This window comes from Brytella acorum (assembly GCF_029309905.1).
GTDB classification, from domain to species: domain Bacteria; phylum Pseudomonadota; class Alphaproteobacteria; order Acetobacterales; family Acetobacteraceae; genus Brytella; species Brytella acorum.
In genome coordinates, this window is record NZ_JARBJP010000005.1 from 1 (window position 1) to 19988 (window position 19988).

Sequence of the window (19988 nt, forward strand, 5' to 3'; positions counted from 1 at the left end):
GGATCAGTCCTGGATGCTTTCACTCCTGACGAATGCGCCAACTTCTTTACAGCCGCTGGATATGAGCCGGAATAAAGTGGACGTGCTCTAGCAAGAATTTCCGGCACTATGGTTAATTTCAGGCTTCACTTCGTGCCGATCGGAAGAAATCTGCGCCGAACGCGGCACCATCTGTTCATGATGCGTTGACTTCCCACCACGTCCTTGCGCATGGTCCGCCCCGATGAGTGCCGCTGTCCAGGGATGATCCATGCCGTTTTCCGCCCTTCGTGAGTCCATCGAAGCCCATTGGGAAAACCGGGATGCGCTCGGCCCCCGCACCGAAGGGCCGGAGCGCGAGGCCGTGGAACACGCCCTGGCGCTTCTCGACGCCGGTACGCTGCGCGTCGCCGAGCCTGGTAGCAACGGCTGGATCGTCCATGACTGGCTGAAAAAGGCCGTGCTTCTGTCTTTCCGTCTCAATGAGAGCCGCGTCGTCGAACGCGCCTGTGCCGGAACGCCGGGTTTCGACAAGGTGCCTCTGAAATTCGATGGCTGGGACCAGTTCCGTTTCGCCGAGGCCGGGTTTCGTGCCGTGCCGGGCGCCGTGGTCCGTCATTCCGCGTTCATCGCGCCGGGCGTCGTGCTGATGCCGTGCTTCGTCAATGTGGGCGCCCGCGTCGACAAGGGTGCGATGATCGACACATGGGCGACCGTGGGGTCCTGTGCCCAGATCGGCAGGAACGTGCATATCAGTGGCGGCGCCGGGATCGGAGGCGTGCTGGAGCCCCTTCAGGCGGCGCCGGTCATCATCGAGGATGACTGCTTCATCGGCGCACGCTCGGAAGTGGCCGAAGGCGTGATCGTCGAGCGCGGTTCGGTGCTGTCCATGGGCGTGTTCATCGGGGCGTCGACGAAGATCGTCGACCGTGCGACGGGAGAGATCTTCATGGGGCGCGTGCCCGCCTATTCCGTCGTGGTTCCCGGAACGTTGCCCGGCCGGACGCCGGAAGCACCGCATCTGGCTTGCGCCGTGATCGTCAAGCGTGTGGACGAGCGTACGCGCTCCAAGACGTCGATCAACGAGCTGCTGCGCGACTGAGCGCCAGATCATGACGCTGGACCGCTCCGGCTTCGACACCGCCGGATTTGCACAGGCGCTGCTGCGCCGTGCCTCCGTGACACCCGCTGATGACGGTGCGCTGGGTGTCGTGGCGGGCGCGTTGCTCAGGCTTGGCTTTGCCATCACACGCCTCGATTTCGGTCCTGAAGGGAAGCAGACGCCTAATCTCTTTGCGCGTCTCGGCACGCGCGGGCCTCATCTCTGTTTCGCGGGACATACGGATGTCGTCCCTCCCGGAGCGGGCTGGACGCATGCACCGTTCGACGGCGAGATCGTGGACGGTCGGATATACGGACGCGGCGCCGCCGACATGAAGGGCGGTATCGCGGCCTTCGTCGCGGCCGTGGCGGATATCGTGGCCCGTGGCGGATTGAAGGGTTCGATCAGCCTCCTGATCACGGGTGACGAGGAGGGGCCTGGCCGTCATGGCACGAAGGACGTCCTCCCCTGGATGGTCGAGAATGGTCATGTCCCTGATTTCTGCCTGGTGGGCGAGCCGACCAATCCGCAGGCGATGGGCGAGGTCATCAAGATCGGCCGTCGTGGCTCGATCAGTGCCGTGATCACGGTGCGCGGCGTGCAGGGCCATGTCGCCTATCCGCATCGTGCCGACAACCCGGTCCATCGCGCGGTCTCCCTGGCGCACGCTCTTCAGACCCATGTGCTCGACCGGGGCAACGAGACGTTCGAGCCATCCTCGCTTCAGATCACCAGCATCGACGTCGGCAACCCGACGACCAACGTCATCCCGGCCGAAGCCGTGATTCGCCTCAACATCCGTTTCAACGATATCCATCAGGGTCATGATCTTGCCGCATGGATCAGAACGGTGGCTGAACGCTACGCGCCCGACGCTGAAGTCGAGACGCATATCAGTGGCGAGGCGTTCCGTACGGCGCCAGGCGGCGTGGTCAGTCTGCTGGCCGATGCCGTGCGCGATGAGACGGGGCGTTCTCCGAAGCTCGATACCGGGGGGGGGACGTCCGACGCCCGATTCATCGCCTCCTATTGCCCGGTTGCGGAGTTTGGACCTGTGGGAGCCACGATGCACAAGGCTGACGAGTATGTCGCACTCGCCGATCTGGAGACGTTGCGGCGGGTCTATGGACGCTTCATGGAAGCGTTCGGTCTGTGATGAGTGGCAGAACCGAAACTCCGAAACCGCGCGGGCCGATCATGGCCGTGATTTACGGGACATGGCGGCTCACGCGTGGCGATCCGCGCGGGCTCTCTCTCTTCGGCGGAGATGTGGACGCTTTCGGCGCGGCCTTTGCGCCCTGGCTCGCGGTGTTCTTCGTAGTCGGATCCGTGTTCGCGCTCAGTGACGGGGCATCGGTCGGTTTCACGGCCATATTGCTGAATTTCACATGTATTCTTGCGCAACTTGTCATTGCCCACGCATTTGCGGCCCACTGGGCGCGCGAGCGACTGTGGATGCGTTATGCCGTTGCCGCGATGTGGACCATGTGGCTGCCGTTCCTGTTGCAGGTTTTCGTGACGCCCCTGCTGCATTTCACCCTGCCGTCGTCGATCATCGACACGAGGGGCGGCGCTATCGGCACGAACCTCGTCTTTTTCGTCTACGAACTGTGGCTGACCTGGTTCGTGGCGCGCGTAGCCCTGGCTCTGTCACGCGGGCGGGCTGTTCTGCTCGTCTCGGCGATCTACGGCGCCGGGATTGTTATGGATGTCACAGCCGCCCTGCTGCCGCCGTACTATAATTTCTGGACCGATTTTTCCACGCCGCTATTTGGAAACTGATGGGCGCAAGCCGACAGTCGCAAACTGACAGGCGCGCGGCGTTCAGGATGCGAACGGGTCGGTCGGGTAGCCGACGCCGGTCAGGCAGAGTCCCTCAGGCGGGGCGGTCGGCCCTGCCTTGCTGCGATCGCGCGCGGCGAGCGCCGCGCCAAGACGCTCGGGCGTCCATTGTCCGCAGCCGACCAGTTGCAGCGAACCGGCGAGATTGCGGACCTGATGATGCAGGAAGGAGCGCGCCCGGGCGTCGATGGTTACATATTCGCCCTGACGCTGGATATCGAGACAATCGAGGGTGCGGATCGGGCTGTTGGCCTGACACGACACCGCGCGGAATGACGAAAAATCATGATGTCCGACGAGGAGCGCCGCACCGGCGCGCATCGCCGCGATATCGAGCGGTCTTCGGATATGCCAGACGTGTTCGGGGTTCAGAACCGGGCGCGTGGGGCGGTTGAGGATCGTGTAGCGGTAGGAGCGCCAGATCGCGGAGAACCGCGCATGCCAGCCGGGTGCTGCGGGTGCCGCGGCGATGACGGCCACGCGATGGGGCTTGAGATGATAGCTCAACCCGTCGCGGACGTGATGGGGGGCGAAGCGCGTTTCTTCGGGAACGTCGAGTTGCACCACCATTCCGGCGGCATGGACACCCGCATCGGTGCGTCCCGCCGTCGCTGTCGCGACCGGGCGGCCGCTGACCATCCGCGAGGCGGCTTCCTCGAGCACCTGCTGTACGGAAAGCCCGTTGATCTGGCGCTGCCAGCCGACGAGACCCGTGCCGTCATATTCGATTTTCAGTGCCCAGCGGACGTAACCTTCCGGCGGCATGTCCTTGGACGACAGGTCCCTGGGCGACAGATTCCCGGGCGGCGAATCCCGAGGCGGGAGATCCGGCTGGACGGAGTTCGGGTCGACGTCAGGTTCCAAGGCGCTCATTCCGCCCGACGGTCTGCCCGCGCAGGAAGGCATCGGCGTCCATCATCGCGCGACCAGGGCGCTGGAGGCGTGTCAGGCGCAGCGCGCCCTCGCCGCATCGCACGGTCAGGCCATCATCCAGAAGTTCGCCCGGCTCGCCGCCAGCTCCGTCGACAGGGGTGGCGCTCCCGATCTTGAGCACTTCGCCCTTCAACGTCGTGAAGGCACCGGGCCAGGGCGTCAGACCGCGGATCTGGCGATCGATCTCCGTGGCCGGGCGCGTCCAGTCGATGCGGCCGGATTCCCGTGTCAGTCGTTCGGCATAGGTGACGCCGCCTGCGGGCTGGGGACGCGCATGAAGCGGATGCGCCAGCGTCTCGACGAGCAGTTTGGCTCCGAGCACACTCAGGCGGCCATGCAGCGTGCTCGCGGTTTCGGTGGCGGCAAGGTCCGTCGCGGCCTCGGCAAGCACCGCGCCCGTATCGAGACCTTCATCCATCTGCATGATGGAAACGCCGCTGCGCTCGTCGCCGGCGAGAATGGCGGACTGAATGGGCGACGCGCCCCGCCAGCGCGGCAGGAGGCTGGCATGCACGTTCAGGCAACCCAGACGGGGTGCTTCGAGCATTTCGACCGGCAGGATCAAGCCGTACGCCACCACGATGGCGGCATCGGCGTCCAGTGCGGCGAAAGCCGCATGCTCCGTCGGGTCGCGACGCACCTTTTCCGGCGTGCGTACCGCGATGCCAAGTGCCGCCGCGGCTTCGTGAACCGGCGAACGCCGCAGGGCCTTGCCGCGCCCGGCGGGGCGGGGCGGCTGGGTGTAAACCGCGATGATATCGTGCCCGGCGTCCCGCAGGGCGTGCAGGGCGGGCACGGCGAATTCCGGCGTGCCCATGAAGATCAGACGCATGGGAAGCTCCCTCCGGGCGTTCAGCGCCGGGCTTTCTGCTCTTTCGCAAGGCGGCGCATGATCATGTTGCGCTTGATCGCCGAGATATGATCGACGAACAGGATGCCGTCGAGATGATCGATCTCGTGCTGCACGCATGTCGCCAGGAGATCGTCCATCTCCCGCTCCTCGGTCGTGCCCTCGAGCGTCGTGTATCGCATGCGGATCGCCGCCGGGCGCATGACGTCCGCATATTGGTTCGGCAATGACAAACAGCCTTCCTCGCGGATGCTCTCATCCTCGCTTTCTTCGATGACCTCGGGGTTGATCATGACGAACGGGGCGCGATCTTCCCCTTCGGCCACGTCCACGATGGCGAAGCGCATGCTCAGCCCGACCTGTGGCGCGGCGAGACCGATACCGGGGGCCTTGTACATCGCCGAAAACATCCCCGGAAGAGCGGCGCGCAGCTCGGGCATGTCTTCAGGGCGCACGACACGCGCCACTTTGCGCAGCACCGGCTGGGGGGCGATCAGAATGGGCGTCGGCTCGACGGCATCGATCCCGTCAAGAAAAGCGAAGGCGTTCATGCGTTGCGATGTAGCGCCCGGGTCGGCGCATGACCAGTGGTTGAGGCGGGAATTTGTCCGTAGCCCGCGACCTCGGTTCATCCCGACGAGGTCAAGGTTTCGCGGCAGCGGGTGCGTTTCTCGTTATCAGCCGGGTGGATCGGATGTCTCGCAATATCGGGACATAAAAGTTCAAAAAACATCGGAAAACAGAAACGCAAGGAAATTTTCGTTTAAAAACGCCGGAAACGCTCACTTTATATATAAACTGTTGCATAAAAGACGCATAAAGAACAGGCAGGCAACAGATTGCAACGTAAATATGGCCTTCGCTAGGGAGGTTTATCACCAGATCCCGTAAGGTTTGCCATTCTTCATGCCCGTCGCTCCCTCCGTTCATTTCATCTCCGGTCTGCCGAGAGCGGGTTCGACGCTTCTCGCAGCCCTGCTCTCGCAGAATCAGGCCATCACGGCTCACGGTCGGACCTCCCCGGTGGCGCCCATGATGATTCGTCTGTCCTCCATGATGGCGGAGGGCGAGCATGCGACGGATTTTACTGACGGCCAGCGTGAGGCGTTGCTGCGCGGCGTTCTCGAAACCTATTACGGGCCGGAGCGTGGGGGAATCGTGCTTGATACCAGTCGGGAGTGGTGCACGCGGCTGGCCCTGATCGAGCGTCTTTATCCGGCGGCGAAAGTCATATGCTGCGTGCGCGATCCCGTGTGGATCGTGGACTCGCTTGAACGCCTGATCGTGCGGGATCCCATCCTGTCGTCGCGCCTCGTGCCGATCGGTCAGCGGGGTACGCAGCACGACCGGCTGGAGTATCTCCTCTCCCGCGAGGGTGTGTTCGGATACGCATGGCGCGTCCTGACGGAGGCTTTCCACGGCCCGTTCGCCCATCGGCTGGTGCTCGTGGACTATCAGAAGCTCGCGACGGACCCGCTATCCGTGCTCGCCTCGCTGACGCGGTGTCTCGGCCTGCCGCCTTGCGCTTACGACCCCATGAACGTCGTCAATCCGGATGCGGCCTCATTCGATCGCGCGCTTGGAACGCCCGGATTACATACGGTTCGGCCCGTCGTGACGCTTCAGTCACGCAACTGCATCCTGCCGCCGGACGTCATCAGTCGTCTTCAGGGCGGCATGTTCTGGCGCAAGCCGCAGGCGACGGGTCAGGGAGCGCGGATCATTGCCTGAATCCCCGAATTTTGCCGATCTCGTGTGGCGGGGCGATCGCCTCGCCCTTCCCCTCGCCTTGGTGGTTGCGTGCTGGGTGAGCATGACGTCCACCGCCTATGCCGGACCGCCGTCATATTTCATGCCACCGCATCCGGTGACGCGGCCTTCTTCCGCCACACCCGGTACCGGGCCCGACGCCAGTGCCCGCAGCTCATGGCCCGGTTCCGTTTCCGTGTTGCGATATCAGAACGAAGCCCAGGCGCCGGTGATGCCGAAGCCGGACTGGCAACCTCTGGATCTCTCCGCTCTGTCGCGGATCGGCCCTGTCGTCGTGGAACGAAGTCAGGGCTCTCCACTGCGGGAGGAAAAAGGCGTGACGACGATCTTCGCCTATCCCCTGAAGGGCGTGCCGGGCATGGATCTCACCGCCAGCTTCTTCGGAGGGCAGCGCAACACGGTTCAGGGTGCGCCCGGCGGGTCGGCAGCCATCACCGCCGGGATTCGTATTCACTGGTGAGCGCGTGATCCATGCCGACGATGGCAGTTCAGGGGTGGTGCCACGCCGCGCCGGTATAAAAGAAACGCCCCAGCCCGACCGTGAAAATCAGGCAACCGTAAAGACTATGTTCGAGGCATGTGAGCCGCAGGGAGCGGTGTCGCGCATAATCGGTGGCGAAAAGGAAACCGCCGACCAGTGTCATGGCGATCGCGATCCAGTTCAGGAACAGGATATGCGCGAAGCCGAAAGCGACGGCGCTGGCGATAACGGTTCCGGTGCGGGCGCGAAAAACAGGCTCGTAGCGCGCGAACAGAAACGCCCGATAGAGCATTTCCTGCGGCCAGACTGAGAGCAGGGGATAGAGCACCATGATCAGGAGCCAGAACCACGGTTTCTGTCGCGGGAGGCTCAGGAAGGCGTCCGGCAGGAACCACCATGTGGCGGCGGCGATCAGAGGGCCGAGGACGGCGAATCGCAGGAGCAGCCGTCGCAGCTCCTGTCCCGGGTCGTGCGGGATCGGCAACGTGCGTCGGACAGCGAACCCCGCGAGCGCGGCGCTGATCCACAATACCGCGAACAGCACGCCCGGACGTCGTAGAAACAGGAGAAGAAGCGGTCCGCCACCGAACAGGACGAGAAACTCGACGAGCAGCCGTCCGCGCGTCGCGAGGCTGATGTCAGAAGCTGGTGTCATGGGATGCGATCATGGGGAGCCCTCGCGCGAACCGTTCCGCGGCGCCATCGACAGGCGAGCGACGATGCGGCTTCGTTCCTATCACGGCGGGTTCGATCATGGACAGTCCGGTCGCGACCTGTCCGGTGGCTCCGGTTGGGGTCGGGTTGCACATGACGGGCAGCTCGCCATATTGTTATCCATGGAGCGTGGTGCCGTCCTTCGGGCCGCGTGACATTTCGTCTCGCTCATGGAGGAGGCTTCTCTGGTGTCTGGCCGACTTTTTACATCACCCATGTTCCTGGGCTTCGATCATCTGGAGCAGATGCTGGAACGCGCGGCGAAAACGGCGTCGGACGGTTATCCGCCCTATAATATCGAGCAGGTCAGTCAGACGACCCTGCGGATCACCCTGGCTGTGGCCGGTTTCGTCATGGATGATCTGCAGATCACGCAGGAAGACAATCAGCTCGTGATCCGGGGACGGCAGACGGATGATACGCAGGGGCGGGTTTTCCTGCATCGGGGAATCGCCGCAAGGCAGTTTCAGAAGGCGTTCGTGCTGGCCGAAGGTATCGAGGTCGGGGGGGCGTGGCTCGATAACGGGCTTCTGCATATCGATCTGCACCGTCCGCAGCCCGAAGTGCGCGTCAAGCACATCACGATTTCGCAGGGACGACGGGACGACGAGGGCATGACCGCCCCGCTTGGCACCCATCTGGACGTTCCCAAGCCCCGTCGGCCGCGCGCCGTGCGTGATATCGACATCGACTGATGTCGGGGTTTCCCGTCGATACATCATTCGGTCTGGCTGACGGAAAATCTCAAGCATCCTTGCGCCCTTGAACTCGACGGGGTGCGGAAGGAAGGACACAGGATATGAGCAGTTTTTCTTACGAGGACGCCAATCGGCCCCGTGCCGTGCGGCCATGCGATCCGCGGCGGATCAGCGGGCGTGAACTGCGTGATCTTGGCATGACGCAGCTCGCCTATGTGAAGGCGGTCGAACATGAGGGCGAGGACGCCTTCGCCATCCATGCGGCGGATGGCACGCCCATGGCGCTTGCCGGTGATCGGGCGAGTGCCGTGGAAGCCATTCTCGACCATGAAATGATTCCGGCATCGGTGCACTGACCATGACCAGACGATATGCTGAAGAAGAGCGGCTGAGTGGCGCGGTTCATCATGGCGGCGTGCTCTACCTGGCCGGTCAGGTGGCGGATGACACCACGCTCGACACCGAAGGGCAGACGGCGGACATCCTGCGACAGATCGACGCGCTGCTGGCCGAGGCGGGAACCGACAAGACGAAGCTGCTCTCCGTGCAGATCTTCCTGACCGACATCACCGAAAGTGCCGCCATGAACCGGGCGTGGGATGCGTGGCTCGACAAGCGCCACAAGCCTGCCCGGGCGACGGTCGAAGCGAAGCTGGTCAATCCGGACTGGAAAGTCGAGATCACCGCGATCGCGGCGTGCTGAACCCGCCTCCGGTCAAGCTGGCAGGTGGGGCCGTCTCCGATGCGCTCGATCGTCAGTGCGGGCGGAAGCCCGCCAGTCCCATCCGCCGCTTTCCGGCCGCGCAGGGTACGCGCACGGGGTCGAGGCATTCCGTCCGGTAGGCGTTGGCATGCAGCCTGACGACGGCGATCGCATCGGCGGCGATGCTGCGCGCGCCCGCGTCGTCGAACATGCCCACGAGATCGCTCTGCGTGTCGGATGCGATGTCCATGACCTCATGGGCGAGATGACCCGTGATGTGCGTGAATTCCATGCAGCCGAAAGGCGTGCGGCAGGTCGAAGCCTGGGCGCAGGCTTCGATATAGGCGGGTACGACCGTGGCTTTGCAGGGCTTGCAGAAGTGACGCTGGTGCCAGATCCGGGCCAGATGGTGCTCCCGTTCGGCGCGCAGATGCATGTCCAGTGAATCGCCGTCCGACGTGTGGGGACAATGGCATGTCCAGGCGGCAAGCCACGCGGCGGCGAAATCCCGATACCCGACGCAGGCCCAGTGCGGCTCGTGCGCTTCTCCCGGCAGTGAGAAACGGAAGCGCCGGGCACCGTCGATGCCATAATAGATCGGCATGTGCTTCGGGCTTCCGGGATCACGTCCGACGATGAGAATCTGATCTTCGTCGCCCGCGTGCATGTGACGCTGCCACGTGAACAGGTCGAAAAAAGCCTCGTCGTCATAGGACCGCGCGACATGGCGCTTCACGTAGCTCAGGAAGTTCGGATTGCTGACGCCGGTGGCGCCGCGGGGACAGAATGCGAAGTCCCACCAGAACGACATGCGGACCAGGTGGAAAGCCAAAGCGTCGCGCAGGTCGGAGAGAGCCTGATGGGAGGAGGGCGCGTCGCACAGATCCTCGACGGCCCGGAAACGACTGGTCATGAGATTGATCTGTCGCGCGAACGGCGTGCAGGGATTGAAATAATCGACCAGCTGAGCCGGCTGGGAATGTGCGAGATGCCACTCGGCATGCTGGAGGATCGTATTCATCGGGCGTCTCCTTTCCGGTGTCGGGCTTTGTTGGCCTGGGGCGTTGTGAGCCGGGGCGTTGAGGGGGATGATCAGTCGGTCACGAGGGAATCGAGCATGTGCTCGAGAGCCGGACGTCGCGCGGGGTCTTTGCCGGTCAGGACATGTTCGCGGGCGCGTGTCGCAATGCTGGCGCTGAGGCGGCCGACGCAGGGCAGTGTGCCAAGCGTGAGAAGCAGGGTCCGGATCGTCGTGCCGCTTTCGGATGCGCGGCGCGCGATGCGAAATGCTAGGTCATCGGCGATCCGCTCCATTTCGACCATGCCGATGGCCGAACGACAGGCGGCCCGTTGGGTCTGGGCCCGGGAGTAGGCCTGCACGAGTTCGGCGTCGCCGTAGGATGCGAAATGACGACGGTGCCAGATCGTTGCGAGATTGTGTTCCTCGCGTGCGAAACGCCATTCCGGCCGGTCTTTTCCCGCTATGTCCCAGTGACTTGCGACGACGCGGGCGGCGATCCATGCCGAGAGGAAGTCCGCGTGGGGCTGGCTGCCCCAGAGCGGCATACCTTCGGGCGCGATCCAACCGAAGCGAAAGCTCCGTCTTTCGTCCAGACCGATGAGGATGGGATGTCGTGTCGTGTCATCACGGGTGAGCACGAGAGCGGAAGGCGTAATTCCGGCAATCGTGCGGCCGGGTTCCGTCAGCAGATCGAGGAAGGTCTCGTCAGTATCGCTGCGACCTGCATGATGTCGGGCATAGGCGGTCAGCGTCTCCCGGGAAAGGCCCAGAAGCACCTGCGGAAAAAGATCCACGCCCCACCAGTGCGCGGTTTTGACGAGATGGAAGGCGAGTTCGTCGCGCAAGGCGATGATGTCTTCGCAATCCGTTCGTGCCGCGTCCAGAGCCAGAACTCCGCGCAACCGCTCGATGAGGGTATCGAGGCGCGCGCGCCAGTTTTCATGAGCATTCCCATAAGACGCCTGATGATCGAGGCGTGAATGGGTGAGATGCCAGCTGATGGTGTCCTCGTGCCCGGTGATCATGGACGCGGCTCCTTGCCTGCAACGCGGTCGGCTTCCAATAATGCGAACGATTATCAGTTGCATTGATGGAATGCAACAGGGAATTGCGTCGCATGAATACGATTGGCCGATCGGCGTCAGTCGCGCGCGGTCTGGCGGAGCCTCAGATGTCGCCGTCTCTGGGCGGAGTTCGCGATGCCCAGGCCTTCACGATATTTCGCCACCGTCCGTCGCATGATCTCGATGCCGCCATCCTGGAGTTTTGCCGTGATCGCATCGTCGGAAAGGATGTCAGCCAATGTTTCCGCGGCGATCATGTCCCGGATGCGCTGGCGGATCGACTCGGCGCTATGGGCGTCCCCTGTCTCGCTGGGAAGCGCGGTCGAGAAGAACGCGCGGAGCGGAAGAACCCCGCGCGGTGTTCCGATAAAGCGCGTGGCCGTGATCCGGCTGACGGTGCTTTCATGGAGCCTGGTCACGCTGGCGACGTCGCGCAGGGTCAGCGGGCACAGGGCGCCGATGCCATGTTCGAGGAAGCCCTGCTGGCGCATCACGACCTCGCGCGCGACGAGGAGGATCGAGCGCGACCGTTGCTCCAGCGCGGTGGACAGCCAGTTGGCGTGCGCGATGCGCTCTTTGCCATACTGGCGCGCCGCCGGGTCTCCGCCATCCAGGCGACGGGCCAGCATGTGGTCGATTCTCACGCGCGGGAGGGTCTCGGCATTGAGCTCGACGCCGAAGCCGTCCGGATGTCGCACGACGAGGACATCGGGGATGGCGGGCTGTCCCGCGTTCCGGGGATCGAAGCCGGGCTTGGGATCGAGCGCCCGGATTTCGCCCAGCATGTCGGCGAAATCCTCTTCATCCACGCCGCAGAGGCGACGCAGACGTACGAGTTCGCCGCTTCCGATGAGGGGAAGATGGCGAAGCAGGGCGTCCATCGCCGGATCGAAGCGGTTTTTCGCCCGAAGCTGGGCCGCGAGGCATTCCCTCAGGTCCCGGGCGAAGCAGCCGACCGGGGCAAATCCCATCATGAGCGTTCGGACGGTTTCGATCCGCGCGATCGGGACATTCAGGGTTTCCGCGATGTCCTCGATCCCGTCGGGGATGCGCCCGATCTCATCCAGAAGACCGATCAGTGAAATGCCGATGATGAGGTCTTCGTCGGAAAGGGCCGCCTGGCGCAGCTGCTCAGCCAGCCTGTCCCGGAGCGACGAGACCGCGGCCTGTTCGAAAGGGCTGTCCTCGTCATCGGGAATGATGCCGCCGCGATCCTCGTCATGCGTGAGCGTGTCGCGGGGCGCGTCAAGGAGCCAGTTGTTGTCCCGGTCGTCGTCTCTCGTGTGGTCCGCGTCCCCGGCGCTCTGGAATGCGTCGTCGATGCCATGCGTCGCGTCGGACGGTTCGCTGCCTTCCCCGGCCGCCTGTTCGGCGGGTTCGATCTCGACGAGCGGGTTGGTCTCGGCTTCCTGCAGAAGCCATTCCAGCGCTTCCTGATTGCTGCGTTGCAGGAGGGCGATGCCCTGCTGCATGCGCGGTGTCATCGCAAGGCCGCTGGTCTGCCGAAGCTGGAGGCCGGGCAGCATCATGGGCGGGCTAGAGGGAGAAGTTCTCTCCGAGATAGACGCGTCGCACGTCCTCGTTGGCGACGATCTCCTCGGGGGTACCTTCCATCAGCACCTGTCCACTGTGCATGATATAGGCGCGGTCAATGACTTCGAGCGTCTCGCGGACGTTATGGTCGGTGATCAGCACGCCGATTCCCCGATCCTTCAGATGCGAGACGAGGTCGCGGATTTCCCCGACCGCGATCGGGTCGATTCCCGCCAGCGGCTCGTCGAGCAGGATGTAGTTCGGCTGGCTGGCCAGCGCGCGGGCGATTTCGAGTCGGCGGCGCTCGCCGCCCGAAAGCGCGAGAGAGGGCGAGCGCCGCAGATGGGTGATGCCGAATTCCGCCAGAAGACCGTCCAGCATGGCCTCTCGCCGTGCGAAGTCCGGCTCGACGACTTCCAGCGCCGCGAGAATGTTCTGTTCGACGTTGAGGCCGCGGAAGATGCTGGCTTCCTGCGGAAGATAGCCGATGCCCAGACGGGCGCGGCGATACATCGGCAGTTGCGTGATATCCGCGCCATCCAGCGTAATGGCGCCTGTATCGGGCTGCACCAAGCCGACGATCATGTAGAAGCTCGTCGTCTTCCCCGCGCCGTTGGGGCCGAGCAGGCCCACGGCTTCGCCACGCTGAACCTGAAGGGAGACGTTCTGCACCACGGGGCGTTTCTTGTAGGTCTTGCCGATCCCGTGCGCGACGAGGCCCGCCTGAATGGAAGACGATGCCGCGTCGCGTGTGATGGCCGTGTCGCTGTCGCTCACTTGCTGCCGCCCGGTTTGCTGCTGCTGGCTTCGTTGGGAATGACTAGGCCTTCGATCCTCTGCCCCGCGCTCGGGTTCATGATGGAAATGCCTGTTTTCATGTTTACGATGGCGGAGGCGCCATTGTTCTGGTTCTGGCCGCTGGTCACGTGAACATGGCCGATGAGCCGGGCGATTTCCGTTGCGAACACATAGACGCCCCGATCGCCCGTCGCCGTTTCATTGGTCGTGCGCATGACCACATGGCCCCATCCATAAGCGCGATCCAGCTTCGAATTGCCGCCCAGAGGACCGTTCCCGCTGGCCGCCGGAGCCGCGCCGGGGGTGGTGACCGACTTCGCGGTCGGCTTGCTGTCATCGGCGGGGACGCTGAAGGCCACGAGCACGTCGGCGCGCACGCGCTTGCCGTCATTCGTCGTGACGGTCGCGTCGCCGCGCCCGACGGACATGTGTTCCTTGGAGTGATATTCCATGACGTCGCGCGCGGTCATGACCTGCTGGGGGGTCGTGACCTTCAGGGCCTTGCCCGTCATGACCAGGACGCCCTGGTCCATGTCATAAAGCGCCTTGTCGCCCCATGCCTGATCGGTCTGGGTGAAGATATGGACATGCCCGACCGCCTCGATGCGGTACAGCTCCATGCTGCCGCCCATCGTCGAATCTTCGCTGCTCTTCTTTTCGGCGTTTTTGTCTTCAGGCGGCGCGCCCGGAGCGGGCGCGCGTTTGCGCAGGAAGCCGATGAGCTGGTCGGCGTCCACGGTCGTGTCACCCCGGACTGCCCGTGCGCGATCGACCATCGTGACGGTCTGGGCATTGCGGTCATAGGTCTGCGGGCCAGACGAACTTAGGAAAACCTGATCGCCATGGGACTGGTCAGGGGCCTGGGACGTCGGGGCCGAAGTGCTGGTTTCAGGCAATGGCTCGACAGCCGTCTGCGCGGTGGCCGCGACAGGGGCGAGGATGATGGCGAGTGCCAGCGGGACGAGGTGGCGTTTCATGGTCTGGAGGCCGTGTCAGGAGTCGCCGCCGCATCGGCGGATTGCGGCGGCATGGCGGACTGGTCGTCGTTACGTATCACCCGTTGCGGTCCCGTGAATTGCAGCAGCCCGGCGTGCTGGTCGATAAAATAGCCCTGTGCGTCGAGAACGCCAAACGGACCTTCCGCATGCACCCAGTCGTCCGAGGCCAGAACGCTCTGCTTGAGGTCGATATCGGATGTGACGCCGTTCATGAGCGTGCCGTCATCGCGATAGAGCACCACATGGTCGCGCAGGTTCAGCGTCTGTTCGTGCTGCATGTAGACGCCGTGTTCCGCGCGGACGTCGGCCCAGCCGCCATCCATGAAAATATCCGCTTCGGGATCGGTCAGTTCCACCCGGTCCGGTCCCGTCTGGTGGGTCAGGCGGGCCGTGATCATATAGGGGCGTCCATGCTCGTCCAGACCGCGATAGATGGCGCCTTCCATGTTGCCGCTCTCGACTTTCATCTTCGCCATTTCACGCATGGCGGCACGATTCTCGTTCACGAGGCGGGAAAGCTCCGGCCAGACGGCGATGGATCCCAGAAGCAGAAGTGCCAGTGTTGGGAGCGCCCATTTGGCTGCCCCGAGAAAGGAGCGGCGACGGGCCAGATCGGCGGGGGTGGGAATGTGGCGATTGCGGGAGGGATCGCGCCCCATGGCTTCCCGGAGCATCTGGAGTCGGTTTGGGCTGTGGGCGAAATCGTCGCGTTGAGGTCTCCTGTCGTCCGCGCCTTTGCTCCCTGTCTCGCGGCCTTCGCTCATATGGACCCCGCGCGCAGCAGATCGTGCAGGTGAACGATACCGACTGGCCTGCCGTCGTGGTCGAGCACGAAAACGCTCAGGATCGGTTTGGTGCGGGCGCTCATCATGCGGAGCGCGTCCTGAACCAGAATGTCGGCCCCGACGGTGATGGGCTGATGGTTCATGACGGCGTCGGCGCGCGTCGCGGCGAGATCCTGGCTCAACGCGGGACGCAGATCGCCATCCGTAATGAGCCCGATCAGCGCGCCGTCTCCGTCCACCACACCCATGCAGCCGAACGTCTTGCGCGTCATTTCCATGATGACCGCGGCCAGCGGCATGTCGGGGCCTCCCAGAGGCATGGCCGCGCCCGTATGCATCAGCGCGCTGACAGGGCGCAGCATGGCGCCGAGGTGGCCGCCGGGATGATAGGCGCCGAATTCGCTGGGCGTGAAGCCGCGGGCTTCGAGCAGGGCGATGGCGAGCGCATCGCCGAGCGCCATCTGCATCAGCGTGCTGGTGGTGGGAGCCAGACCCATGGGACAGGCTTCCGGCGCGCGCGGCAGAACCAGCGGTATGCGACTGGCGCGCGCGAGGGCGGATTCGGGTGCTGCGGTAACGCCGATGACCGGCAGGTCGTGACGCGCGGCATAGGTCAGGATCGAGGCCAGCTCCAGCGTTTCACCGGATTGGGAGAGGACGATCAGCACGTCCTGCGGAGCGATCATGCCGAGATCGCCATGCGCGGCTTCCGCCGGATGGACGAAGATGCTGCGCGTGCCGGTGGAGGCGAGGGTGGACTGGATCTTGCGCGCGACGTGGCCGGACTTGCCGATGCCCGCAAGCACGACGCGACCGGCGCACGCCAGAAGGAGGTCGGTGGCGCGCGTGAACGCGCCGCCCAGCGCTGTGGGGTCCGCGAGAGCCCGGGCGAGCTGCGCCAGACCGTCCTTCTCCGTAGCCAGTGTCGCAAGCGCACTCTTGACCGGCGGCCGGTGCGATCTTTCGGGCGCGCTACGGCTCGGACGGGAGGCTGTTAATACTGTCATCCGCGCTGTCTTCCCCGTTTCTGCCTTTGTGGTCAATTGCCCCCTCATTGCGGCAATTTTCAGGGCGAGCGTCGCTAACGGACGAAGACCGACCGAGAAATGTCCGGGCGTCAGGCTCTGTGCGAGAAGATGTCCGGGTCTTCATAGCCGAGAAGGTCGAGTTCCGCTCGCGCGGGCAGGAAATTGTAGCACGCCTGCGCGAGATCGCGACGTCCTTCGCGATGCAGCAGGGCTTCGAGTTTGGCCCAGAGCGCGTGGAGATGCAGGACGTCCGAGGCCGCGTAAGCCAGTTGCTCGGGAGTCAGGGTGTCCTGCCCCCAGTCCGAGGTCTGCTGATGTTTGGCGAGATCGACGCCCAGCAGCTCCCGGCAGAGATGCGCCAGACCGTGGCGGTCCGTAAACGTGCGGACCAGACGGGCGGCGATTTTCGTGCAGATGACGGGCGATACCGTGAGTTTCAGGGCATGTTGCAGAACGGCCACGTCGAATCGGCCGAAATGCATCAGCTTCGTCACGGCCCGATCTTCCAGCAGCGCGCGGAGATTGGGGCACGGGCGGCAGGTCACGCCGCCGGATATGCCGGTCCGGGCTTCCGGACGGATCTGCACCAGATGAGCCTCGCCGTTCCCTGAGGAAAGCTGCACGAGACAGAGACGGTCGCGATGCGGATTGAGACCCATCGTCTCGGTGTCGATCGCCACCAGCGGGCCGAGATCGAGATCGTCGGGCAGGTCGCCGTCATGAAGATGAATCGCGGCGCTGGATCGGATCATGGCGGAGTTCTTTATGCTGAAAGCACGGAAGCCGACGATTTCTCGCCGGCTTTCCGTTGTGCCTGGTGCCCAGAAGAAGACTCGAACTTCCACGTCCTTGCGGACACAGATACCTGAAACCTGCGCGTCTACCAATTCCGCCATCTGGGCTCAGAGGCTTTCCTGAAGCACGGAACGGCACGAAGCCGGTGCATCCAGGATGGTGTTGAGGCGTTTAGCTTCGCGAAAGGGTGGCGTCAACACCCGCTCTTAAAAATTCCGTCGCAATCGCCGTGGGCGCGTTATGTGCTGGCGAAAGGGCGACGCGTCGAGAAAGGAACGGCCTATGGATCGCGTGGCAACCATCGTGGGAGGGGCAGGCTTCATCGGTCGCCATGTGGTCGAGGCGCTCGTTCGTCGCGGCTACGTTGTCCGTGTTGCTTCCCGCCGTCCCGACCGGATGCGGCGTTCGCGGCGATTCGCCGAGCATATCCGCAGCGGTCACGTCGTGCCGGTCTATGCGTCGTTGGTGGACGAGCCGACGCTGGATCTGGCGATCGATGGCGCGGAGGTGGTCGTGAATCTCGTCTCGATCCTGACGGAAACGGGGGACGAGACGTTTCAGGCGATCAATGCGCAGGGCGCGGGTCGGGTTGCCGATGTCGCGGCGCGTCATGACGTGAGCCGCTACGTGCATGTTTCGGCAATCGGCGCGGATGTGAATGCGAAATCGCATTACGGGACCAGCAAGGCCGAAGGAGAACTGGCGGTTCGCCGCGCCATGCCGCGCGCCGCGATCATCCGGCCTTCCGTCGTTTTCGGACCGGGAGACCATTTCCTCACGATGTTCGCGATGATGGCGCGATTCCTGCCGATCCTGCCCGTTGTCAGCGGCGGGACGCGGTTTCAGCCCGTCTATGTCGGCGATGTGGCGGAGGCGATCGCCCGGCTGGCGGACAGCGCCCAGGAAAGCGCGCGGACGGTCGAGGCGGGCGGGCCGAATATCCTGACGATGCGCGAGATCATGCGGTTCGTGCTGGATCAGACCGGTCGCCAGAGACGCCTGTTCGATCTTCCGATGCCGCTGGCGCGCCTGCAGGCGACGGTTCTCGAACGCCTTCCGGGCAAGCTGCTGACCAACGACCAGCTCAATATGATGCGGACCGACAATATCGTGTCGCCCGGGGCGATGACGTTGCAGGAGCTGGAGATTCGCCCGTCGTCGCTATCCGCCGTCGCACCGCGCTATCTGAGGCGAAAATCCAGCCGTTAAGAATATGTATGGCCGAAACGGACCTTAAGTATGAAATGAAATTGTTGTTTTGTGGTGGATGCGAGAAAGAAACTTCATTATTGGTCAGTATAGCTGACTTATAACCATTCGTGCCCTGATCTAGCTCACATGCATCCGGCAACGAGCCATGTGTCGGACGTGTTCATGGCGCCCTGTCCGAGGGCGCGGTCAGATCGGGGAGTGCGCACGGTGGCCGAGCGTATGCTGCAATTCGTATCCTTGCCGCAGGCACAGCCGGACAAGCGTCCGGCCAGCGAGCGCCGCGAGGATTTCGGCGAGATCTATCGCGCCTTCGCGGTCGAGCGCGCCGAGCAGCAGGCCAGCCGCTGCTCGCAGTGCGGCGTGCCGTTCTGCTCGGTGCATTGCCCGCTGGGGAACAACATTCCCGACTGGCTCAAACTGACGGCGGAGAACCGGCTGGAAGAGGCTTATGCCATCTCGGCCGCGACCAACACCTTCCCGGAAGTCTGTGGCCGCATCTGTCCGCAGGACCGTCTGTGCGAAGGCAACTGCGTCATTCAGAAGGGCTTCCAGGCCGTCACCATCGGCGCGGTGGAAAAATTCATCACGGAGACGGCTTTCGAGAAAGGCTGGGTGACTCCCAACCTGCCGACGTCCGAACGGTCGCAGAGCGTGGGCGTCGTCGGTGCGGGCCCCGCCGGGCTGGCGGCTGCCGAACGTCTGCGGTCCATGGGCTATCAGGTGCATGTCTATGACCGGTATGATCGCGTCGGCGGGTTGATGGTCTACGGCATTCCGAGCTTCAAGCTGGAGAAGTCCGTCGTCGCGCGGCGGCATCGTCTGCTCGAGGCGCAGGGTATCGTTTTCCATCTTTCGACGCCGATCGGTTCGGATGCGGGCGAAACGCCTCTGGAGGATCTGCGCGCGCGCCATGACGCCGTGTTCATCGCGACCGGCGTCTATCGCACGCGCGAAGTCATGGTGCCGGGCGTGGGGCTGGAGGGCGTCGTGCAGGCGCTCGACTTCCTGACGGCGTCGAACCGGCGCGGCTATGACGATGATCCGGGCGAGGACGCGGGGCTGCATGCCCGTGGAAAGCGCGTCGTCGTCATCGGCGGCGGCGATACGGCCATGGATTGCGTGCGCACCTCGATCCGTCAGGGCGCGACGTCAGTGACGTGCCTCTATCGCCGCGATCACGCGAATATGCCGGGTTCGATGCAGGAAGTGAAAAACGCCGAGGAAGAAGGCGTGGCGTTCGCGTGGCTCGCGGCTCCCGAGGCCTTTCTGGGCGATGGCGGGGTGCGGGCCGTGCGCGCGCATCGCATGCGTCTCAGCCTGCCGGACGCCACGGGGCGCCAGTCGGTCGAAGTCATGCCGGAGAGCCACTTCACGCTGGACGCGGATCTGGTCGTGCAGGCGCTTGGTTTCGAGCCTGAACCGCTTCCCGAAATGTGGAACGCGCCTGATCTGGCCGTGACGCGCTGGGGCACGCTGAAGGTTGAGCCAGGGCATTTCGCCACCAGCCTGCCCGGCGTGTTCGCGGGCGGCGATATCGTGCGCGGGGCGTCCCTGGTCGTATGGGCCATCCGTGACGGACGCGACGCGGCCGATGAAATCCATGATTATCTGTCTGTCCATGCCGGGTCCGACCGCGCGGGTCAGGCTCTCGAAGCGGCGGAGTGAGCGCGATGACCGACGGA

At 64.0% G+C, this 19988-nt stretch carries 23 protein-coding genes and 1 tRNA gene; 11 read left to right on the forward strand and 13 right to left on the reverse strand.

Annotated features, from left to right (window positions below):
* The first annotated feature begins 250 nt into the window (after positions 1-250).
* From dapD to PWM43_RS09575, 3 genes are read left to right on the forward strand one after another with little or no spacing between them, the layout of a single operon-like run.
* A complete protein-coding gene (gene dapD, locus PWM43_RS09565; protein ID WP_289842283.1) occupies positions 251-1081 on the forward strand; it encodes a 2,3,4,5-tetrahydropyridine-2,6-dicarboxylate N-succinyltransferase in 831 nt (276 codons plus the stop codon).
* A 10-nt stretch (positions 1082-1091) separates the two neighbouring features.
* Entirely contained in the window at positions 1092-2237 is a 1146-nt protein-coding gene (dapE, locus tag PWM43_RS09570) for a succinyl-diaminopimelate desuccinylase (protein WP_289842284.1), read from the forward strand.
* Positions 2237-2863: a hypothetical protein gene (locus PWM43_RS09575; RefSeq protein WP_289842285.1), complete on the forward strand. Its 627-nt coding sequence runs from the start codon at positions 2237-2239 to the stop codon at positions 2861-2863. The genes dapE and PWM43_RS09575 overlap by 1 nt, the downstream gene beginning before the upstream one ends.
* Before the next feature lie 42 nt (positions 2864-2905).
* Here PWM43_RS09575 and truA read toward each other — a convergent pair whose 3' ends face one another.
* From truA to def, 3 genes are all read right to left on the reverse strand, one after another.
* On the reverse strand, positions 2906-3688 hold the full coding sequence (truA, locus tag PWM43_RS09580) for a tRNA pseudouridine(38-40) synthase TruA (RefSeq protein WP_289842458.1): 783 nt from the start codon (positions 3686-3688) through the stop codon (positions 2906-2908).
* Positions 3689-3776: 88 nt separating this feature from the next.
* Entirely contained in the window at positions 3777-4688 is a 912-nt protein-coding gene (fmt, locus tag PWM43_RS09585; protein WP_289842286.1) for a methionyl-tRNA formyltransferase, read from the reverse strand.
* A gap of 20 nt (positions 4689-4708) precedes the next feature.
* Complete coding sequence (def, locus tag PWM43_RS09590; RefSeq protein WP_289842287.1) at positions 4709-5257, reverse strand: peptide deformylase; 549 nt, start codon at positions 5255-5257, stop codon at positions 4709-4711.
* Positions 5258-5612: 355 nt separating this feature from the next.
* On the opposite strand from def, the gene PWM43_RS09595 reads away from it, so the two are divergent.
* Both PWM43_RS09595 and PWM43_RS09600 read left to right on the forward strand, forming a co-directional pair.
* Positions 5613-6437 carry a sulfotransferase family protein gene (locus tag PWM43_RS09595; RefSeq protein ID WP_289842288.1) on the forward strand — a complete coding sequence of 275 codons (825 nt, stop codon included), beginning with the start codon at positions 5613-5615 and terminating at the stop codon, positions 6435-6437.
* On the forward strand, positions 6430-6936 hold the full coding sequence (locus PWM43_RS09600) for a hypothetical protein (RefSeq protein WP_289842289.1): 507 nt from the start codon (positions 6430-6432) through the stop codon (positions 6934-6936). The genes PWM43_RS09595 and PWM43_RS09600 overlap by 8 nt, the downstream gene beginning before the upstream one ends.
* Positions 6937-6964: 28 nt before the next feature.
* On the opposite strand, the gene PWM43_RS09605 is transcribed toward PWM43_RS09600, so the two are convergent.
* Positions 6965-7612 carry a CPBP family intramembrane glutamic endopeptidase gene (locus PWM43_RS09605; protein ID WP_289842290.1) on the reverse strand — a complete coding sequence of 216 codons (648 nt, stop codon included), beginning with the start codon at positions 7610-7612 and terminating at the stop codon, positions 6965-6967.
* A 64-nt stretch (positions 7613-7676) separates the two neighbouring features.
* Here PWM43_RS09605 and PWM43_RS09610 point away from each other — a divergent pair, with 64 nt between their 5' ends.
* The 4 genes from PWM43_RS09610 to PWM43_RS09625 all read left to right on the forward strand — a co-directional run bounded on the left by PWM43_RS09610 (position 7677) and on the right by PWM43_RS09625 (position 9072).
* Positions 7677-7826, forward strand: a complete 150-nt coding sequence (locus PWM43_RS09610; RefSeq protein WP_289842291.1) for a hypothetical protein — start codon at positions 7677-7679, stop codon at positions 7824-7826.
* 33 nt (positions 7827-7859) lie between these two features.
* Positions 7860-8366 (forward strand): Hsp20 family protein, encoded by a 507-nt coding sequence (locus PWM43_RS09615; protein WP_289842292.1) that lies wholly within the window; start codon positions 7860-7862, stop codon positions 8364-8366.
* Between the two features lie 104 nt (positions 8367-8470).
* On the forward strand, positions 8471-8725 hold the full coding sequence (locus PWM43_RS09620; RefSeq protein WP_289842293.1) for a DUF1150 family protein: 255 nt from the start codon (positions 8471-8473) through the stop codon (positions 8723-8725).
* Positions 8726-8727: 2 nt separating this feature from the next.
* Positions 8728-9072, forward strand: coding sequence for a RidA family protein (locus PWM43_RS09625; protein ID WP_289842294.1), 345 nt, complete (start codon positions 8728-8730; stop codon positions 9070-9072).
* Positions 9073-9124: 52 nt separating this feature from the next.
* On the opposite strand, the gene PWM43_RS09630 is transcribed toward PWM43_RS09625, so the two are convergent.
* The 9 genes from PWM43_RS09630 to PWM43_RS09670 all read right to left on the reverse strand — a co-directional run bounded on the left by PWM43_RS09630 (position 9125) and on the right by PWM43_RS09670 (position 17201).
* Complete coding sequence (locus PWM43_RS09630) at positions 9125-10093, reverse strand: hypothetical protein (protein ID WP_289842295.1); 969 nt, start codon at positions 10091-10093, stop codon at positions 9125-9127.
* Positions 10094-10164: 71 nt separating this feature from the next.
* Complete coding sequence (locus PWM43_RS09635; RefSeq protein WP_289842296.1) at positions 10165-11118, reverse strand: hypothetical protein; 954 nt, start codon at positions 11116-11118, stop codon at positions 10165-10167.
* Between the two features lie 116 nt (positions 11119-11234).
* Positions 11235-12686, reverse strand: coding sequence for an RNA polymerase factor sigma-54 (rpoN, locus tag PWM43_RS09640; RefSeq protein ID WP_289842297.1), 1452 nt, complete (start codon positions 12684-12686; stop codon positions 11235-11237).
* A gap of 7 nt (positions 12687-12693) precedes the next feature.
* On the reverse strand, positions 12694-13467 hold the full coding sequence (gene lptB, locus PWM43_RS09645) for an LPS export ABC transporter ATP-binding protein (protein WP_289842298.1): 774 nt from the start codon (positions 13465-13467) through the stop codon (positions 12694-12696).
* A complete protein-coding gene (locus PWM43_RS09650; RefSeq protein WP_289842299.1) occupies positions 13464-14465 on the reverse strand; it encodes an LptA/OstA family protein in 1002 nt (333 codons plus the stop codon). Before PWM43_RS09650 ends, lptB begins: the two co-directional genes overlap by 4 nt.
* Positions 14462-15250, reverse strand: a complete 789-nt coding sequence (gene lptC / locus PWM43_RS09655) for an LPS export ABC transporter periplasmic protein LptC (protein WP_289842300.1) — start codon at positions 15248-15250, stop codon at positions 14462-14464. Before lptC ends, PWM43_RS09650 begins: the two co-directional genes overlap by 4 nt.
* Positions 15247-16278 (reverse strand): KpsF/GutQ family sugar-phosphate isomerase, encoded by a 1032-nt coding sequence (locus PWM43_RS09660; protein WP_289842301.1) that lies wholly within the window; start codon positions 16276-16278, stop codon positions 15247-15249. Before PWM43_RS09660 ends, lptC begins: the two co-directional genes overlap by 4 nt.
* A gap of 110 nt (positions 16279-16388) precedes the next feature.
* A complete protein-coding gene (locus tag PWM43_RS09665; RefSeq protein WP_289842302.1) occupies positions 16389-17051 on the reverse strand; it encodes a ribonuclease D in 663 nt (220 codons plus the stop codon).
* A 63-nt stretch (positions 17052-17114) separates the two neighbouring features.
* Positions 17115-17201 (reverse strand) — tRNA-Leu (locus PWM43_RS09670).
* Positions 17202-17376: 175 nt separating this feature from the next.
* On the opposite strand from PWM43_RS09670, the gene PWM43_RS09675 reads away from it, so the two are divergent.
* Both PWM43_RS09675 and PWM43_RS09680 read left to right on the forward strand, forming a co-directional pair.
* Entirely contained in the window at positions 17377-18303 is a 927-nt protein-coding gene (locus PWM43_RS09675; RefSeq protein WP_289842303.1) for a complex I NDUFA9 subunit family protein, read from the forward strand.
* A gap of 210 nt (positions 18304-18513) precedes the next feature.
* Positions 18514-19971, forward strand: coding sequence for an NAD(P)-dependent oxidoreductase (locus PWM43_RS09680; protein ID WP_289842304.1), 1458 nt, complete (start codon positions 18514-18516; stop codon positions 19969-19971).
* The last annotated feature ends 17 nt before the right edge of the window (positions 19972-19988 follow it).

Bases quoted from the DNA above. Each gene is read 5' to 3' on its own strand.
- dapD (WP_289842283.1), top strand. From the start codon at position 251: ATGCCGTTTTCCGCCCTTCGTGAGTCCATCGAAGCCCATTGGGAAAAC.
- dapE (WP_289842284.1), top strand. From the start codon at position 1,092: ATGACGCTGGACCGCTCCGGCTTCGACACCGCCGGATTTGCACAGGCG.
- PWM43_RS09575 (WP_289842285.1), top strand. From the start codon at position 2,237: ATGAGTGGCAGAACCGAAACTCCGAAACCGCGCGGGCCGATCATGGCC.
- truA (WP_289842458.1), bottom strand. From the start codon at position 3,688: ATGCCGCCGGAAGGTTACGTCCGCTGGGCACTGAAAATCGAATATGAC.
- fmt (WP_289842286.1), bottom strand. From the start codon at position 4,688: ATGCGTCTGATCTTCATGGGCACGCCGGAATTCGCCGTGCCCGCCCTG.
- def (WP_289842287.1), bottom strand. From the start codon at position 5,257: ATGAACGCCTTCGCTTTTCTTGACGGGATCGATGCCGTCGAGCCGACG.
- PWM43_RS09595 (WP_289842288.1), top strand. From the start codon at position 5,613: ATGCCCGTCGCTCCCTCCGTTCATTTCATCTCCGGTCTGCCGAGAGCG.
- PWM43_RS09605 (WP_289842290.1), bottom strand. From the start codon at position 7,612: ATGACACCAGCTTCTGACATCAGCCTCGCGACGCGCGGACGGCTGCTC.
- PWM43_RS09610 (WP_289842291.1), top strand. From the start codon at position 7,677: ATGCGGCTTCGTTCCTATCACGGCGGGTTCGATCATGGACAGTCCGGT.
- PWM43_RS09620 (WP_289842293.1), top strand. From the start codon at position 8,471: ATGAGCAGTTTTTCTTACGAGGACGCCAATCGGCCCCGTGCCGTGCGG.
- PWM43_RS09625 (WP_289842294.1), top strand. From the start codon at position 8,728: ATGACCAGACGATATGCTGAAGAAGAGCGGCTGAGTGGCGCGGTTCAT.
- PWM43_RS09630 (WP_289842295.1), bottom strand. From the start codon at position 10,093: ATGAATACGATCCTCCAGCATGCCGAGTGGCATCTCGCACATTCCCAG.
- PWM43_RS09635 (WP_289842296.1), bottom strand. From the start codon at position 11,118: ATGATCACCGGGCACGAGGACACCATCAGCTGGCATCTCACCCATTCA.
- rpoN (WP_289842297.1), bottom strand. From the start codon at position 12,686: ATGATGCTGCCCGGCCTCCAGCTTCGGCAGACCAGCGGCCTTGCGATG.
- PWM43_RS09650 (WP_289842299.1), bottom strand. From the start codon at position 14,465: ATGAAACGCCACCTCGTCCCGCTGGCACTCGCCATCATCCTCGCCCCT.
- lptC (WP_289842300.1), bottom strand. From the start codon at position 15,250: ATGAGCGAAGGCCGCGAGACAGGGAGCAAAGGCGCGGACGACAGGAGA.
- PWM43_RS09660 (WP_289842301.1), bottom strand. From the start codon at position 16,278: ATGACAGTATTAACAGCCTCCCGTCCGAGCCGTAGCGCGCCCGAAAGA.
- PWM43_RS09665 (WP_289842302.1), bottom strand. From the start codon at position 17,051: ATGATCCGATCCAGCGCCGCGATTCATCTTCATGACGGCGACCTGCCC.
- PWM43_RS09675 (WP_289842303.1), top strand. From the start codon at position 17,377: ATGGATCGCGTGGCAACCATCGTGGGAGGGGCAGGCTTCATCGGTCGC.